Genomic DNA, 17,513 nt, shown 5'->3' on the forward strand with positions numbered 1-17,513 from the left:
CACAATAATTCTAGCGTGACCCGATGGATTCTGGCCTCAGCGTTGAACTGGGTTTACGATTTTTCCTCACCCGATATTTTCATAGGATTCATATGATTCTTAAATGACATATATGTAATTATTCAAAGTGATGTATGTACATAACTTACTTTGTATCCATCTCCAAGTTCTAATTTAATTTTTTGATACAATCGCCAACCTTTTTCATCATGAGATTTCACTAACAGCGTGGTATTATGTGTTATTTTTTCACCGTAATCTGTCTGTTCTAACATTCTCTCATACTCCATGACCCAATTGATTAATTCAGATTTCAATTTATTAGAAAGCGGAAAATCATCGATGTCAAAGGTTACAGCCACACGTTGAACACCACAGAGGATCAGCGCTATGGTCAGCTTCCATCTTATAGGTGTCATGTGGACATTTCGTACTTGGGAAGTTTCTCATTATCTTTTCCCTCCATTCATAAAAAAGTAGTTCATTGAGCGGAAGCAACATACACTTTTGCTCCCAAAACTGAACTACTTCTCCTAACAAGACGTTCCTTCCTTACCCCAACGGTGGGACTTCCCAGTCAATGGGTTCTTGACCGATGTTTTGTAAGATGGCATTTGATTTTGAAAATGGTCGGCTCCCAAAAAAACCACGATGAGCCGATAGCGGACTTGGATGTGGTGATGTAATGACATAATGTTTATTTGTATCAATAAGCGCTTGTTTTTTTCTCGCAGCCGCTCCCCACAAGACATAAACGACTGGCGTTTCTTTGTCATTTAAGGTTTTAATAATATGATCAGTGAAAGTTTCCCATCCTTTGCCTCGATGTGAATGCGCTTGGCCTTCTCGAACGGTCAAAACATTATTCAAGAGAAGCACACCCTGTTCTGCCCATTTGACTAGGTGACCATGATTAGGGATCGAGCAACCAATATCCTCATGCAACTCCTTGAAAATGTTTTTTAAAGAAGGCGGGATAGCAACATCGGGATTCACCGAAAAACTTAATCCATGCGCTTGATTCGGTCCATGGTATGGATCTTGTCCGAGTATTACCACTTTCACATTTGCAAATGAAGTATAATGCAATGCATTAAATATGTCATACATATCAGGATGAACCGTATATTGCTGATACTCACGCTTTAAAAATTCGCGTAAGTTTTGATAGTAATCTTTTTGTAATTCATCCTGAAGGATCTCTCCCCAGTCATTCGTAAAAATTCCATTCGGCATCTTCATCACCTTTATTTCGATCTATCATTATCTTTCTTCTAACATTTGATCCACTGCTTGCCGTGTTGGCATACCACCTTGTGCGCCTAACTTCTGAACAGACAAAGCACCAGCGGCATTGGCAAACTGAACGGCAGCTGTCAACGTTTGACCTTCGGCTAGCGCAACAGCTAATGCTCCATTAAACGTATCACCCGCACCTGTTGTATCCGCCACTTCGACCTTGTATGGTGACACGTTTTTCTGAGTGCCATGGTCAAAAAATTCGACGCCTTCTTTCCCTTTTGTAATGACTAGCTTCTCTTGTATTTCGTCATAACGCCCTTTGAAAAGCTCTGCTGCTTCTGTTTCATTTGGCGTAATGACAGACGCTTTCTCCCACTGGTCTGGAGAAAGTGGCATAACGGGCGCTGGATTCACTACCACCGGAATATCATGTTGCGCGCATACATCTATACAATATTCAATCGTTTCTTTTGGTATTTCAAACTGAAGTAGGACATAATCACTTGCTAGAATGGTCTCTTCACAAGCTTTGACATATTCAGGCGTTACTTGGTTGTTTGCCCCCGGTATAATAATAATTCGATTATCTTTTTCTGATAATGTAATATTCGCAAGTCCTGATGAGGTATTGGCTACTTGATCCACCATACTTGTATCGATATTTTCTTGCTGTAAATTATGAAGTAGATTTTCACCGAATGTATCATCGCCCACACGACCAACCATGTGGACATCGGCGCCTAAACGGGCGGCAGCTACTGCTTGATTTGCACCTTTTCCACCAGGATTTGTATGAAAATCTTCTCCTCTTACCGTTTCTCCTTGTTGTGGAAAAATATCAGTTGAAGTCACTAAATCCATGTTAATACTACCTACGACGGTTATACGTGGTTGCCTCATTTATATCCTCCTTGGTTGATAGACAGACGTTGTCATTTATGTATTTCATATTATATTTTAACATGAAACGCTCTCAAAACACACAAAAATACGAAGCCATCGTGTGACTTCGCTCATCATTCGTTTACGATTATATAAAATTGGGAATATATACTTGTGCATTCACACATGCGATTGATTGTCGCGATTCACCCAGCTATTAGCCCATTCTTGAATGCTGTCAAGTACAGGTTCAAGCGCATTACCTTTATCTGTTAACAGGTATTCAATCCGAACGGGCGTTTCATCATATACGTTTCGCTTAACGATTCCTTCTTTTTCTAAGTCCTTTAAGCGTTCAGATAACACACGTCCACTGATACCAATTGCCGTTTCGATCGAAGAAAAACGTTGCGGACCTTCTAATAATTGATAAATGATCAGTCCAGTCCAGCGTTTGTTTAATATATTTAGGGCTGATTCAAACCTTGGGCATATTGTTTTATCTGGCATTGCTGTTCACCTCTTCATTTCTATTATAGCAAAAACATTTACAGAAATAAAATAACTTTATTACTTGACGTAAACAATTATTATTTGTATACTTACTTACATAAAGTAAGTTAAAGAATTAAAGGAGGATTCGCACAAATGGCTAACGTATCACTTGATAAAGTACACAGTGCGCTAAATTTTGAAGTAAAACATATGATGGTGTCAAAAGCAAAAGGAGAATTCCAAGATTTCGATGTTGATTTTAACGGAGATTTCGACGACTTAGAAAATGCAAGCGTCAAAGTAACAATTAATGTAGATTCTATTGAAACAAATAACGAAGATCGGAATGGTCACTTGAAGAATGAAGATTTCTTCGATGTAGAAAACTATCCGAATATTACGTTTACTAGTAAAAACGTCAAAAAAATTAATGACTCTGAATATGAATTAACTGGCGATCTAACCATTAAAGATACTACCAATGAGGAAACGATCAAGGTCGAATATAATGGAAAAGCAAAAGATCCAATGCAAGGTAATATGATTGCAGGCGCGAACATTGAAGGGACAATCAATCGCGAAGATTATGGCCTTACATGGAATGCACCACTTGAAACAGGTGGCGTTCTAATTGGTAAAGACGTGAAATTCTCAGGCGGACTTGAATTTGTCGTCGAAGAATAAAAGCAGAAAGAAGGGATGGAGCCACTTGAGGTTTCCATCCCTTTCTTTATTTACGCTTCTTGTTGTGTTGGTTTTGTAGCTAGTAGTGATGCGATGAGACCAATGACTGGAAAGATTAACGAAATCAGTAACACAGGTGTGTAGCTTTCAAATAAGTCATATCCATAGCCAAATGGTAACGGCCCAAATGCTGATGCAACGACCATCATCGTAGCACCAACACCGTTAATACTACCGATATATTTTCTACCAAAATAATCTGGCCAAATCACATTTGTCGCAATACGGTTAAAACCATTCGCCACTCCCCAAAGAACACCAATTATAATCGCCACGGTCGCATTTACTAAGACAAGCAATAATAATAATAGGATTATTTCAATGACAAAAATCCACACAAACAAGTAATTGGTTTTCATTTTCTCGGTAATAAAACCTGAAAGTAAAGACATCGGTATTCCGACCATCGCCATTAAACTGAGTACCGTCGCAGCAATTCCTGATCCCAAATCATGAAAGGCGAAGATCGATATAATATGAAAGGTAATGCCGGTATTGATCATGGAAGGAATACCAATACATATCAAAATCATCCAAAAGGCCCTTGTTTTTATCGCTTCATTTAATTGCCAATTGACTTCTGCTGCAACATGTGAAATCTTATGGGCTAACGTCTCATCATTTTTATCTTGTTGTTTCACGAAACCGTCTGGGACGAATCCCATATCTTCCGGGCGATTCCTCACACCGAACAACGCAAATGGTACAAATATAATAAGAAGTGCAACGCCCCAAAAACGCCAAGCAAATTCCCAGCTCCACGCTTCAATTAACCAAGCATTGATGACTGGAAATAACATCGCACTGGCAAAGCTCCCTAACGAAATGAAACTAACAGCGCGACCTCTTTTTTCAATAAACCACTGTGCCACTAACGTGTTAGGAATGAGTGTCATACTTCCTTGGCCCAACAAACGAATGAAAAAGAAACCAATAACAAACATCCACATCGTTGATACGATACTATTGAAAAAACAAGCGAGCGCCAATAGTGTACCGACAACAACCATCATCGTACGTTGCCAAATCGGTCAATGAAACGGCCAACACCCATCATAATAAAACCTGCTACTAATGTTGCGATCGAATAAAGACTGGATACTTCCGATCGCGACCAGTCAAACTCTTTAATATACTCATCCACAAACATCGAGTTGGAATATGTTTGACCAGGTCCTGAAAAGAACACCCCTAATGCTCCTATAAAAACAATAAACCAACCATAGTAAAATCGCTCAAAAAAACGCTTTCTCACAATCCCCACCTCGTTCTCTCTATGATGCATTCTACTAATGTAACACAAATAGAACACTCGCTTAGTTACACTGTTTTTCTCTCTATCAATGATGCTTGAAATTCTTTATAAATGCCTTGCTTCTCATTCATTGTTTGTAAGAAAAGGTGTTCCCCCATTTCTTTTAACGGGATTTCAAATGTCGTTAAGTGCATCATTTTCGCGATTGGTTGATTATCAAAGCCAACAATCGCCATTTGATCCGGTACTTGTATCCCAGCATCCTGACATGCCGTCAAAACGCCCGCTGCGAGGATATCATTCGTAACGAGTAGTGCAGTTGGTGGATCAGCCATTTTTTGAATCGCGTCCACTACCTCATGTCCATCTTCAAAGTAATAATTACCGAAAAATACAAGTGAGGAATCATAAACAATTCCTTTCGACTGCAGAAAATCTCGGTAAGCTTTATCACGATAATAACTGTTAGAACCGGATTTTCGTCCAATACAATAGCCAGTTCTTGAATGGCCACGTTGATATAAATAGCGAAGCGCCTGCTGAAAACTTTCATAATGATCGATAAAGACCGAATGCACAAAAGGCTTCTCACGGGCATCTTCACAGACAACAATTGTTCCATCATCGGCATAATCTTTGATTTGGTTCCAATCTGAAATGCGCGAACAGATAATGAGTCCGTCAACTTGTTTATAACGCAACATCTCCAACGCTTCTCGCTCTCTTATTTCTTCGTAATTGGTTTGGATTAACACAAGATGATAGTGGTTCTGAACAGCTTGTTTTGTGATTCCTTCAAGCAATGCACCGAAATACGGGTGATTGGCAAACGGTACGACCACACCAATTTGGTAGGATTGACCTCGACTGAGATGAACCGCATGCATATTTTTTTGATAGTTAGCTTGTTCCATCGCTGTAAGTACTTTCTGTCGTTTCTCTTCACTGACATATGGATGTTCATTTAATACACGCGACACTGTCGTTACCGATACACCAGCCATTTTTGCAATATCACGAATATTTGCCATTTCTTTCATCCTCTATTGAAAAAAATCCCTTGCTCTGAAACGCGTTTCATCACATATAATGACATCATAACATGTTGTGTGGCGTGACGCTCTATTTATTTGCGGCGTGACACAGAAGAAGAGCGCTGTGGTTACGGCGCTCTTTTCTAATCTGCATTTTTGATTAAACCGCAAGGACGTAGCTAATAATTTCTTCGATCTTCCCGTCATTTTGTTGATGTAACTTATAAATATCACAGAAACGATAATGTTTCTCTTTTCCATTTGAATCCGTCTTATGAATCATACCATGAACAGCTGCTTCTTTTCCGTTTATAATCATATCTTCTATTTCCAATTCAAATTCATCAGTTTGATCCTGTGAACCGAATACATCTCGTAGTTGTTCAATGCCACGTATTGTATCATTTCCAACCATGCGCCACGTAACATTGTCTGTGACCCGGCTAAGAATCCCGTCTATATCTTGTTTGATAATGGCTTCATTAAAATTACGAAAAAAAGTTTGAAGATTCGTTTCCATATACATCATGCTCCTTTACTCGTTTATTATATCAAGATAACCCAACCGATCATAATAAAACGTTAGCGCAATAGGTACAAAAAAGTGAGAGACTATGTTGCCAACATAATCCCTCACTGGTTTACACGATTTTAAAAAAATTAAATAGTGACACATTTCATTTCCTATTATCTCTTCACTTTATACCTTTGATAGAAGAAAAAGCATAAACCCATCAATAAAATACCTAGACCAGCTATTAGCCAAGAGAACATGTGAGTAGCTGTATCTGGTAATTCAGAGCCTCCTGTTTTTTCACTGTGATCTTCTTGATTCATTTCTTGTTCTGATTTCTTGTTATCATCATTGTTCTCGTCTTCAGAAGATGCGTTATCCTCTGATTGATCGTCATTATTTTCATTTTCTGAACCTTCATCATTACTAGAGTCTTCCTCATCTGTTTCATCGTTTGGGTCTTCAGAAGATTCTGACTTTCCTTCAATACGATGTAAAGCGTCCATAACCAATGTTTCTTCTACTATGTTTGTCGATTGATTTCCAACCACTTTTACATATGCTCGATTTTCATAATAACCAGTTGTACGAGCAATTTCTAATAAATCAGTCGCAAAGTCCCCAGCCCACATATAGCTTGAGCGATTTTCTTTTGCGAGATCCATTATATCGTGAGTAATAATCTCATCACTACGTTGGGTGAATAACGGTTTATTCGTCCCTATTTCATAGAGTCGATACCAGTAAGAACTTGATGGATCTTCATAATAATATTGTTCATTTTCATCAAATCGTTCAAAGCGATAACCTTCTACTTCGACATCTTCAAACCAGTTTAAAGCTCCTTGAACCGCAGCCTTGACTTCAGTTGTTTGATTTGGAAGGCTCATTAAATATTTAACAATGCTAACCGATTCAAACCCTGAAATGGATGGAATTTCAAATGACCTCCCTGTTGTCGGCTCATATGAAAATGGATCATGTTGCTGGCCCCATGCTGTTAAGTTTCCATCTACTTCAATTTGCGAATGTAATAGATACTCAGTTGCTAAATCAATGGAATCTTGTAATTCTGTGGCCAAATCATCATTTATAATATTCGTATTAAATGGATATTGTTTCTCTGCCATTAGTGTCATTGCGTTTAACGTGCGAATCATGGCGTTATCATTAAAGGTCACATTATCTTGATAGCTTCCGTTTAATGGATAGGCTTGCGCAAACCCACCCGTTTCATACTGTAAATTTTGTAAAAACTCGATACCTTTTAATACCGATTCTTTATATCTTTCATCCCCTGTTTCTTTATACATTAAAGCAAGAAAAAGAATTTCATCAATGGTAGCATTGTTATCGATCGTACCCGTTTCCATATCATGAATGAATGAGTAAGACTCCGATCTTGGCTCTTCACCATCCCAAGGTCGTTGAAATAACGTATCTGATTTATTTTTATCCCAACCACCATGCTCCATTTGCCACGTTAATAGGTTATCAGCTTGTTCTATCGAAGCCTCTATATCATCCGAATAATAATTCGCCTCTAGATAGGGGACATTGTGCGGATCTTCGTCGATCTCTTTTTCTATGGTTCCATCCAAATGAATGGTCTCTACTGTTTCATAGATAATCACCGTTTGACCACTATCGTTCTCAGCAATCGTTGTATCTTTTATCGTAAAATTCGGTGTTAGTTTAGGATTAAAATCTTCCCAATCCCCCCTAGCTGACAATAACTCAATATCATTTGGGTCCACATTAGATACTTTTCCATTTAATGTGACTTCCACTGTATTGGGTTTTATCACTTCAGCACGAACAATTTTAATCCGCCCAGGTGGTACTGCTTCTTTTTTGGGCATAACTGTAAGCTTAATTGGCTCGGATTCATTTCCAGCCAAGTCCATTCCTTTAATTGTTATCATATTTTCTTTCCCAGGTGTAAGATGGATGTCTGTTTCAAATGAGAAATCTTTCGATGAAACTTCAACTTCTTCATCATTTATTAAAACTTTTCCTGCTTCACTAAGTTCACCGGTAATTGGAAATGGGTTATACATTGACACATAACGATCACCCTCTTTTTCTCCTTGTAAATCATTCAGCATTAATGTTGGTGCATCTGCATCATATATGACTGTCCACTCGATCGGTTGAGCGACTTCACCATTCTCATTTTCTGCTTCAACTACAACTTTATTTTCACCAAGTGAAAGTTTTAGCTGATGAGAAAATGTAAGATCTGAATGAACGTTAATTGTTTCACCGTTTATAGATACGGTAGACATTTGATCAACTGAACCTGAAATCGTTATCATTTCTTCGTTTGTAAAGGATGGCTTATCATTAAACTCAATGACCGGCCTCGTATCCATCGGTATAACAGATACAGCCTCTGAATGATCACTTGCCACACCCTCATGATTAGCTGTGACAACATAAAAATATTTTTCGTCGTTCGATACTTCTGAATCAATATAGTATGTTTCCTTCACATCATCTGCAATGACTTGGTACGCACTGATTTCATCTTTTTTGCTACGTTTTACGTCATATGAAGTCGCTTCAGATACGCTTTCCCAATTTAATGTAACTTCCCCATTACCAGCGGTAGCCTGTAATCCCGTGGGCACGGGTAATGGATCAACGGGCGTTACTTCTATTTCTTCGGAGAGATCACCTTCGTCATCTTGGGTTATAAGTGATACCACATAATAATATGTTGTATCGTTCACTACTTCTGAATCCGTAAAATAAGGCTCAGTTAACCCTGTTGCTATTGTTTCATATGGACCACCTTTTGCAGTAGCTCGCTTCACCGTAAATGAACGTTCATTTGAACCATCTGGAGTTTGTCCAAGTGCCCATTCAATTGACTTATCAAATAGCTTCCAACCATCATCCGTCATATAATCTTCTTGGTTTTTAAATAAAAAGGTGGAAACGCGACGTGCCGGCACTAGGTCACCATTCACTCGTTTTGCTCCTTCTTCATAGGCAAATATTGTTGACTTAGAGTCGTCGCCCTCTACTGCCGCAATTATTTCCGCCTCTTCACCAGGTGTACCGAAATTCACCTTACCAGCTTCGGTATACACTTTTACATCACCCGCCAACCCTGATGCTAGTGGATGATCCTCATCTTGTATGGTCAACTTTGATTGTCCATCTATATCACCTGAATCACCTGATGCTGTACTACTTAAGAATACATCATCTACCACCCATCCTTTGGAGTAAACGACCGGTATTTCCACATTCATAAATTTCTGACCGATATCTGCAGAACCGCCTGACTCACCGACGAAAATAATATCATAACCATTTGCATCTTCCGTTTCTGCATCTTTTGCTCGTATAAGATCAATTTGATTAAATCCTAATGTTTCTAGATGTTCAATCGTCTTATAATCAGCTTCTATCTCATTACCAATATACAACAGGGATTTACCAGTACCAATTGAACGATTCCAACTTAGCTTTACTTCACCATTCCCGGCCTCTGCTTGTAATCCTGTTGGTGCATTGGTTAACCCATGAATCGTAACAATGTTCATCGGTAAAGTAGCCAACATGATCATTAATATCAAGAACAAATATAAAAATTTCTTCAAATTCATTTGCCTCCTCTACAATTCATAATGAAATAAAATCGGAAAGGTTCTTAAGGGGAATGTTTAACATGATGCTTGAGGAATACGATTAGCATTCTCTAGATGAATAATCCGTTTACAAGCTTGATTTCGCACCTCCTTCCATTAGATTATATATAGTATATCAATGATTACATTACATTTTTCTACTTCTTTCACATCAAACATTTACATTTTATTCACTATCATATGACGAAAAAAAGGAAGGGATTCTTCTCCCTTCCTTCTATCATCTCTATATTAAGAGGATTGATTTCTTTCTTCTGGCATGAGTAGAGGTTTTGGCTGAGCTTTTTTCTTCGTTAATTCAGACACAACAAATAATACGACAAACGCACTTATTGCTGCAACGGTTCGGAATGGGAATAATACCACGCCATCTTGTACCATTGGATAAGGTAAGAAAGCTGGTAGATTAATAGCTGGTTCCCCTCCACCTAGACGTAAGAATACGGAGACAACAAATGCAGCAACTGAGCCATAGACGTTTGCGTTCTTATAAAATAGCGCCATCGTTAATTGTGGAAATAGAATACAGTAGACAAGGTCTGATGCTAAATACCACAATGTATACACACTCTCAACACTCAAGGCGATAATCATAGTCGCCACGCCGACAAGAATAATCGTTCTTTTGATGACTTTTTTCAAGTCTTCATCTGTAGCTTTCGGTTTTACTAACGGGCGATACACATTCCATGCTGCCATAGACGACGCTGATAAGATCGATGAGTCCATCGAAGACATAACAGCTGCAGCTAATGCACCTAAGCCAATTGCTCCAATAATACCTGGTGTTAAATAACGAAGTACGTGTGGTAGAACCATCGCTGCATTTTGTGGTGCTTCTAAGCCCATACTTGCCCAATCGACACTATAGCCAATCACACCAATTAATGTAGCTGGGATAGCTGCAATAATACATACAATACCAGCAGTAATGGATAGCCACATTGCCGTTTGCTCATTTTTCGCAGAAAGGACACGTTGGAAGTATACTTGCCAAGCAATACCACCGAAAATTAGTAGGAATGCATAGTCCCACCAGTTCCAGAATGAAGCGCCCCATGCGTCATGGTTGAATCCATCCATAGGCGGAATTAAATTCGCATAAGTGCCCATCTCTGTGGCATATTTGCTCCACACATCTCCCAAACCACCTGCTGAAGAAAGGGCGAATGGCATCACAACAAATAGGCCAACAAGAATAATAGCAAGCTGGAAAACATCCGTATATGCAACGGCCCACATACCACCAACTACGGTATACGTAATGGCAATAATCGCAGATATGATGATAGAGGTAGTAAAGTCAATTCCTAAAATAGTGCCAAATGTTGTCCCTAACGCAACTAAAATTGCACCACTCCAGAATAACTCACCTAATAATGCGGGAATATAAAGAATACCAGCCATCTTTTTACCAAAGCGCTGTTCAAGTGGATCGATAATTGTCATAAACTCATATCGACGCATTTTTCGAGCGTAAAAAATACCACCAATAATTAAACTAAGTGCATATCCCCAAGGTGCTTGAACCCATACAATACCGGAACTAAATGCAGATTCAGCGGAGCCATTAATATAACCGCCACCAACCCAGGTGGCTGCCATCGTAAACATAGCTACACCTAGTGGTATACTACGTTTTGCTACAATCATATCGCTCAGCGAGTTCGATTTCTTACCAGCCATCATCGCACCAATATAATAAATAATCGCATAAAAGACGAGCATTGAAATAAGACCTGCCCAATGAACATCACTATCTGTAAATCCAATATATAATACAAACGCTGCTAGTACTCCAATAAAAAATAAACCTTTTAGCCAATTCTGGTTCGCTTCTTTCACGTGCATCACTCCTAGCAATTCTAAATATTATGATTTGATATTCGAGTATACGTCCATTTACAGACGTAGTAATCAGTAGTTAAGAATTCTTATGATTCAATTCGTTTTGATCTGGTTTTGGTAAAAATTCAAAAATCTCTTCATTTCGAATACTAGCGACTAATTTCTCTAACCATAGATAGTATGTTTTTGACCTTTCAAGAAGATCATAATGTTCTTGCGCTTCTTGTCTTGTTTCTTTGCTCGTGTTCGTATCTTCTATCAATTCAGATAGTTCTTTTTGTGCTTGATGGATGGCTTCCATATTCATCTTTACTTCACGATCCCACATTTGGCAATAAAATACCATGAAGGAGCGGAAAAAGTTTTTTTCGGCAACATAGACGTCTTTTCTACTACCACGTCTAAATACCTTTTTGACCATTTCGATCTCTTGAAGTTTACGTACGCTTGTACTCATGCTTGGCTTACTCATTGAAAGCTCTTGTCGCATTTCGTCAAGTGTCATCTCATCTTCAAAATACATGGTCGCATATAACTTTCCTGCTGAGCGAGTCAAACCATATAAATCCATGGTTTCTGAAATGGCTCCGATGACTTTATCTTTTGCACTCTCCATTTTCTCATGTTCCAGTTCATGTCGGGAATCCATATATGCGCCCCTTTGGTTAAAACTGTTTAATTATTTTTTAATATTTTTTACAAACATTATGGTAACGTCTCAAAAAATATTGTCAAATGGATGAAGAACGTCTAACCATCTTTATTTCCTATGCTTATAAGTCTCATCACTAATTTAATTTTTTTTAATCCAAGAAATAATGACGATCTTTTTTGACATTAATGAAAAAGTTTGTTACATTCAATATAGTTAAAAACGTTAAGAATTTATTTAATAAATTTAACAAAAAGGAGCGGTTACTTTGGAATTACAACAAATGTACATTGATGGCAGGTGGGTCAATGCTCAATCTGGCAATACACGTGATATCATTAATCCTTATAATCAAGAAGTTATCGCTACAGCTGTTGAAGGCGACGAATCAGACGCAAAAGCTGCTATTGCTGCAGCAAGACAAGCATTTGATCAAGGCGATTGGAAAAACACTTCAGCAACAGAACGAGGAAAAATTGTTCGAAAAATAGCCGATTTCATCGAACGTGATAAAGAAGAATTAGCGTACCTGGAATCTTTAGATACGGGGAAAACGGTTGAGGAAAGTCGCGGTGACATGGATGATATTGCTGGTGTCTTCCATTATTATGCTGAAATAGCGGATAAAGATGGTGGTGAGATTATTGAATCACCTCTGCCAAATTCCATCAGTAAAGTTGTCCATGAACCAGTTGGTGTTTGCGGACAAATTACCCCATGGAATTATCCATTATTACAAGCTTCATGGAAGTTAGCACCTGCACTTGTAACTGGAAACACTTTAATTATGAAGCCTAGTGAAATTACGCCATTAACGACAGTAAAAGTATTCAAATTAATCGAAGAAGCTGGTGTTCCTGCTGGTGTAGCCAACCTTGTATTAGGCGCAGGAAGCACAACAGGTGCCGAATTATCCGAAAGCAAAGATGTTGACCTTATTTCGTTCACAGGTGGTATTGCGACAGGTAAGAAAATTATGAAGGCTGCCACTGACAACGTTAAGAAAACAGCACTTGAATTAGGCGGTAAAAATCCGAATATCATCTTTGCTGATACAGATTTTGAAACCGCAGTAGACCAAGCAATGAACGGCGTTTTCTTCCATGCTGGTCAAATTTGCTCAGCAGGAACAAGACTGATTGTTGAAGAAAGTATTCATGATCAATTCGTCGAAGCACTAGTTAATCGCGTAAAAAACATAAAACTGGGCAGCGGCTTTGATGATGATACACAAATGGGACCATTAATCTCTAAAGAACATTTGAATAAAGTGATAGATTATGTGGAAACAGGTAAAAAAGAAGGTGTCACTGTCGAAGTAGGTGGCAAACAACCAGAAGATCCTGAATTACAAGATGGCTTTTTCTATCTACCAACGGTTCTAACAGGATGTACGACTGATATGGATGTTGTACAAGAAGAAGGATTTGGGCCCGTTATTACTGTTGAGAAATTCTCAACTGAAGATGAGGCAGTTCAACTAGCAAATGACTCGATTTACGGCTTAGCTGGCGCTGTCTTTACGAATAATATTGCAAAAGCCGAACGATGCGCTCAAGCGATGCGCATGGGAACCGTTTGGATTAATGAAATGAACGTATATTTCCCTCATGCACCTTGGGGCGGATATAAACAATCAGGCATTGGCCGTGAACTTGGTAAGTTAGGCTTAGAAGAATATCAAGAAACGAAGCATATTTTACAAAATATAAAACCAGAACCACTTAACTGGTTTTAATATAGATTTTTTCACAAGATTGTGACTCGTAAACCTTTATCTATTATGTATTTGTTGCTAAAGCACCCGCTACTCACACCCCCGTAGCGGGTGCTTTACATTAGTTATGCTAACAGAAATAATGAATATACCCATTTATTCATCTATTAATTCGCTGTCTCTAATCTCTCCATTTTCCGATGTCCATATTCGATACTCGTTATCTTTTCTTTTCTCAACCACTAACACATACTCCCTAAAAAATTCTCCCCAATGTCCCAGTCGATGAATATCCTCGATAGAAGTAATGTCTGGATTATTTGCAAGTACATTCTCTTTAACATGATCAAACTTCTTTTGTATAGTTAACATCAGAAACAAGTACCCAACCAACAAAATGATGGCACATATTATTGTAGCTTTTATGATCAATCTCTTCATTAATTTATTCATTCATATTTCCCCTTTTTCCCAGTTGCGCATTTTACGCTGTGAGAAGTGTAAAAAGCATACTTACAAAAAAGCTAATAAGTACCATCGCTGTGATTTTCAGAAACCCTTTTTTTGTTAATTCATTGCGATGGTCACGATCATTCTTGGTGACAAAATATATGATAAGACTCGTTACAATCAAAAATGTAATAAAAAAGAATTCTTTCATAAACATCCCCCTCAATAAATTAATTAATATTTTCGCGACAAAATAACAAATGAAAGAAATACAGTAGATATTGTTAAAGCAGCGAGTACAGATACAGCTTGATAAGCGGATATCTCGATTACATGAAAATGAAGCAACGTCAACATTATAATCATATATCCTAAAACAAAATAGTAACTAACAAACATGCCTCGCGCTCGAATCATCTTTGTTCGTTCATCATTTTGGATAAACTGCGGCGCCAAATACGCGTTACATAAAGCAATGATCGCCAGCGCAATTAGAAGCACATCATGCCCAGCAGGGAAAGCACCAGTTGATATTGTAGCCCAATTAAATAATACACTTAATAAAACAAAAAACACGCCAAAAAACAGGAACAACTTACGGTCATATTGTTTTTCCATTACAATTCCTCCTTCTCGTTCTTCTCTAAAATAAATACGTCTTCTACTTGCACAAAAAAACAACGCGAAATTTGTATCGCTAAAGGAAGAGATGGGTTATATTTCCCTTTTTCAATTGATATAATCGTTTGTCTTGAAACCCCTAACATATCTGCAATTTCCTGTTGAGAAATGCCTTGTTCCTTTCTAAAATGTTTCATCCTATTTTTCATATATCCTAACCACCTTTTCTTACAAGTATATGGTATGTAAAATTGGCTTTACTGTCAAGTTAACTTTACATTATGATGAATAAAAAGGAAGACCGCTTATGCGACCTTCCCATAAATACTTAAGAAAAATCTCTTGGAATTTCTTCTTTCCATTCTTTTTGAAAAATTTCTTCATCATTTTCATATGCAGTCATTCGATTGATTACATAAAAGGTGGTTTCGTCACTCGTCATTTCGCTAAAACTTTCAATACGTGTTTGCCAATCGTCACGACCGACTTTTAATTCCCACTCACAAGTAATCGTTGCAGATAATGGGTCATTCTCTTGAATCATAAATGTATTTTTATTTTTACTACCATGTTCGATACCGTTCGTAACCAATTTACGCTCGCCTTCATCAGAATAGTCTTCCAGCTTCCATATTCCATTAATAAGATCGTGTCGCACTTCTCTAGTTCTTTCCTCTGCGCGTAACACTTCTTTATCAATAACCGGCGACGTTTCAGGTACTTGAAAGTGATCAGCACATGTTTCGTCTTCAGGCTGTGGTGTTCTTACAGGTAAGCTCAAGTACGTATTTTCCCCTGGATATACCGTTAATGTCACTGGTTTTGGCGATGGCCATGCTTGCGGCCAATACGTTGGTGACAATGCTACTTCAATCATATGCCCTTTTGGTATTTGTTGACCGAGCACATTCAAGTCAACCGCAATTTGATACCTTTTGCCAGGCTCTAAGGCTTTAGGATGTTCATGTGAGTCGATATGATTTAAATTTAACATTCCCCAGCTAATCATAGTAGATTCGCCAGTTGGTGCTTTGTCATTAACTCGAACAGCAATAAATGCATTCTCTTGGTCTGAAGAAATGTCAGCATGAAAAACAGGTTGACCTAAGAGATCGGTCGTTTCTTCAAATGGATCCGATGTAAACAGAACAGCTTTTCCATTTTCTAAACGTTGATCAGCTGGTAAATCTCCAGGTTGACCAAATGGACAAAAAACACCATTATAAAACCCGTGCTCTTGCATACCATTCACTGCGATGGTATCTCCTGTTTCTGGTTGTGTACTTAACTTTTGATCATGTAGATATATAGGCTGACTGGTAACATTTTTGGATGGCCACTTGTCATCACCAACCCATTTACCTGGGCGTTGATCATAAGTGACTTGTGGTTTCTCACTATCTTGAACCCAAGAAATGAGTTGTGGCTCATCCATTATACCGGTATCCATTCCTTTGAGCCATTGATCCCACCAACGCAAGCATTCTTGTAAAAAACCAATATTCGGTTCAGGTGTTGCAACCTCTGGATATTCGTGTGCCCACGGACCAATTAATCCTTTACTTTCATTTGGCAAATTCTCAAGCATACGAAAAACGGCATTCGTATATCCATCTTGCCAGCCACTTACAGCAAACACTGGAATTTTAACATCACTGTAATCCTCACAAACCGATCCATGCTTCCAATAATCATCCCTACGCTGATGGCGCATCCACTCTTCTACAAATGGTGGTGTATGTTCTAAACGGTTTAACCAATTCTCTCGCCAGCTTTCTCCAACAATCGCTGGATCTTGTGGTCTCGCATTATAAACAAACATAGTAGATGCCCACCACAACATATCAGATGCCAAAATATTGCCACCACGATAATGCACGTCATCAGCAAATCGATCGTCCGTTGAGCATAAGGTGATCACAGCTTTTAATGCTGGATGTTGTCGTGCGGCTACTTGCAAACTATTAAATCCACCCCACGACTTCCCTATCATGCCTACAGACCCAGTCGACCATGGTTGCTCACAAATCCAGTCTAATACTTCCAATGCATCATCTTGTTCTTGCTGTAAATACTCATCAAGTAAAATGCCATCAGAATTCCCCGAACCTCGAATATCTACACGAATACTTGCATAACCGTGACCAGCGAAATACGGATGACGAACGGAATCACGAATTGCTGTGAAATCACCTTTTCGATAGGGGATATATTCGAGAATCGCTGGGACAGGATGATCTTCTGCGTCTTCTGGTAACCAAATCGACGCTGCCAATTTCGCCCCATCAGACATCGGAATCCATATGTTATCAATCTGTTTCACTTGACGTGGATAATCAGTCTTTGTTCTTCTTTTCTTTGAATCTTTAATATTAAATACCACCGTAGTTCCACCTT

At 38.5% G+C, this 17,513-nt stretch carries 18 protein-coding genes; 2 read left to right on the plus strand and 16 right to left on the minus strand.

The features are described 5' to 3' along the window. Positions 1-122: 122 nt before the first annotated feature. The 4 genes from J416_RS13210 to J416_RS13225 form a co-directional block, all read right to left on the minus strand. The gene (locus J416_RS13210; RefSeq protein ID WP_003473494.1) at positions 123-362 is read right to left on the minus strand and encodes a hypothetical protein; all 240 of its coding nucleotides are present in this window, start codon (positions 360-362) and stop codon (positions 123-125) included. A gap of 190 nt (positions 363-552) precedes the next feature. Continuing rightward, a complete protein-coding gene (locus J416_RS13215) occupies positions 553-1,236 on the minus strand; it encodes a uracil-DNA glycosylase (protein WP_003473498.1) in 684 nt (227 codons plus the stop codon). Between the two features lie 27 nt (positions 1,237-1,263). Then, a complete protein-coding gene (gene rbsK, locus J416_RS13220; RefSeq protein ID WP_003473501.1) occupies positions 1,264-2,142 on the minus strand; it encodes a ribokinase in 879 nt (292 codons plus the stop codon). Between the two features lie 162 nt (positions 2,143-2,304). Further along, positions 2,305-2,634, minus strand: coding sequence for a winged helix-turn-helix transcriptional regulator (locus tag J416_RS13225; protein WP_003473503.1), 330 nt, complete (start codon positions 2,632-2,634; stop codon positions 2,305-2,307). 138 nt (positions 2,635-2,772) lie between these two features. Between J416_RS13225 and J416_RS13230 the strand changes: the two genes are divergently transcribed. Beyond that, positions 2,773-3,303, plus strand: a complete 531-nt coding sequence (locus J416_RS13230; RefSeq protein ID WP_003473505.1) for a YceI family protein — start codon at positions 2,773-2,775, stop codon at positions 3,301-3,303. 50 nt (positions 3,304-3,353) lie between these two features. Here the strand turns inward: J416_RS13230 and J416_RS13235 are convergent, their stop codons facing one another. The 7 genes from J416_RS13235 to cudC all read right to left on the minus strand — a co-directional run bounded on the left by J416_RS13235 (position 3,354) and on the right by cudC (position 12,325). After that, positions 3,354-4,376 carry an MFS transporter gene (locus J416_RS13235; protein ID WP_338029457.1) on the minus strand — a complete coding sequence of 341 codons (1,023 nt, stop codon included), beginning with the start codon at positions 4,374-4,376 and terminating at the stop codon, positions 3,354-3,356. Next, complete coding sequence (locus tag J416_RS16595) at positions 4,373-4,618, minus strand: hypothetical protein (protein ID WP_003473512.1); 246 nt, start codon at positions 4,616-4,618, stop codon at positions 4,373-4,375. The genes J416_RS13235 and J416_RS16595 overlap by 4 nt, the downstream gene beginning before the upstream one ends. Before the next feature lie 65 nt (positions 4,619-4,683). Continuing rightward, positions 4,684-5,649, minus strand: a complete 966-nt coding sequence (locus J416_RS13240; protein WP_003473515.1) for a LacI family DNA-binding transcriptional regulator — start codon at positions 5,647-5,649, stop codon at positions 4,684-4,686. 163 nt (positions 5,650-5,812) lie between these two features. Further along, entirely contained in the window at positions 5,813-6,172 is a 360-nt protein-coding gene (locus J416_RS13245) for a nuclear transport factor 2 family protein (RefSeq protein ID WP_003473517.1), read from the minus strand. A 167-nt stretch (positions 6,173-6,339) separates the two neighbouring features. Continuing rightward, the gene (pelA, locus tag J416_RS15195) at positions 6,340-9,780 is read right to left on the minus strand and encodes a pectate lyase (RefSeq protein ID WP_003473519.1); all 3,441 of its coding nucleotides are present in this window, start codon (positions 9,778-9,780) and stop codon (positions 6,340-6,342) included. Positions 9,781-10,059: 279 nt separating this feature from the next. Next, the gene (locus J416_RS13255) at positions 10,060-11,679 is read right to left on the minus strand and encodes a high affinity choline transporter 1 (protein WP_040513643.1); all 1,620 of its coding nucleotides are present in this window, start codon (positions 11,677-11,679) and stop codon (positions 10,060-10,062) included. Positions 11,680-11,752: 73 nt separating this feature from the next. Then, a complete protein-coding gene (gene cudC / locus J416_RS13260; RefSeq protein ID WP_003473523.1) occupies positions 11,753-12,325 on the minus strand; it encodes a choline uptake/conversion transcriptional regulator CudC in 573 nt (190 codons plus the stop codon). Between the two features lie 286 nt (positions 12,326-12,611). On the opposite strand from cudC, the gene betB reads away from it, so the two are divergent. Next, a complete protein-coding gene (betB, locus tag J416_RS13265; protein WP_040513649.1) occupies positions 12,612-14,066 on the plus strand; it encodes a betaine-aldehyde dehydrogenase in 1,455 nt (484 codons plus the stop codon). Positions 14,067-14,201: 135 nt separating this feature from the next. Here betB and J416_RS13270 read toward each other — a convergent pair whose 3' ends face one another. The 5 genes from J416_RS13270 to J416_RS13285 all read right to left on the minus strand — a co-directional run bounded on the left by J416_RS13270 (position 14,202) and on the right by J416_RS13285 (position 17,499). Beyond that, the gene (locus J416_RS13270) at positions 14,202-14,498 is read right to left on the minus strand and encodes a hypothetical protein (RefSeq protein WP_003473527.1); all 297 of its coding nucleotides are present in this window, start codon (positions 14,496-14,498) and stop codon (positions 14,202-14,204) included. Between the two features lie 31 nt (positions 14,499-14,529). Next, entirely contained in the window at positions 14,530-14,706 is a 177-nt protein-coding gene (locus J416_RS15850; protein ID WP_156809602.1) for a hypothetical protein, read from the minus strand. A 23-nt stretch (positions 14,707-14,729) separates the two neighbouring features. Further along, positions 14,730-15,113 (minus strand): hypothetical protein, encoded by a 384-nt coding sequence (locus tag J416_RS13275; RefSeq protein ID WP_003473530.1) that lies wholly within the window; start codon positions 15,111-15,113, stop codon positions 14,730-14,732. Then, positions 15,113-15,325 carry a helix-turn-helix transcriptional regulator gene (locus J416_RS13280; protein WP_003473532.1) on the minus strand — a complete coding sequence of 71 codons (213 nt, stop codon included), beginning with the start codon at positions 15,323-15,325 and terminating at the stop codon, positions 15,113-15,115. Before J416_RS13280 ends, J416_RS13275 begins: the two co-directional genes overlap by 1 nt. 119 nt (positions 15,326-15,444) lie before the next feature. Further along, positions 15,445-17,499 (minus strand): CocE/NonD family hydrolase, encoded by a 2,055-nt coding sequence (locus J416_RS13285; protein WP_003473534.1) that lies wholly within the window; start codon positions 17,497-17,499, stop codon positions 15,445-15,447. Between the last annotated feature and the right edge of the window lie 14 nt (positions 17,500-17,513).

The sequence above is a fragment of the Gracilibacillus halophilus YIM-C55.5 genome (genome assembly GCF_000359605.1).
GTDB lineage: Bacteria > Bacillota > Bacilli > Bacillales > Amphibacillaceae > Gracilibacillus > Gracilibacillus halophilus.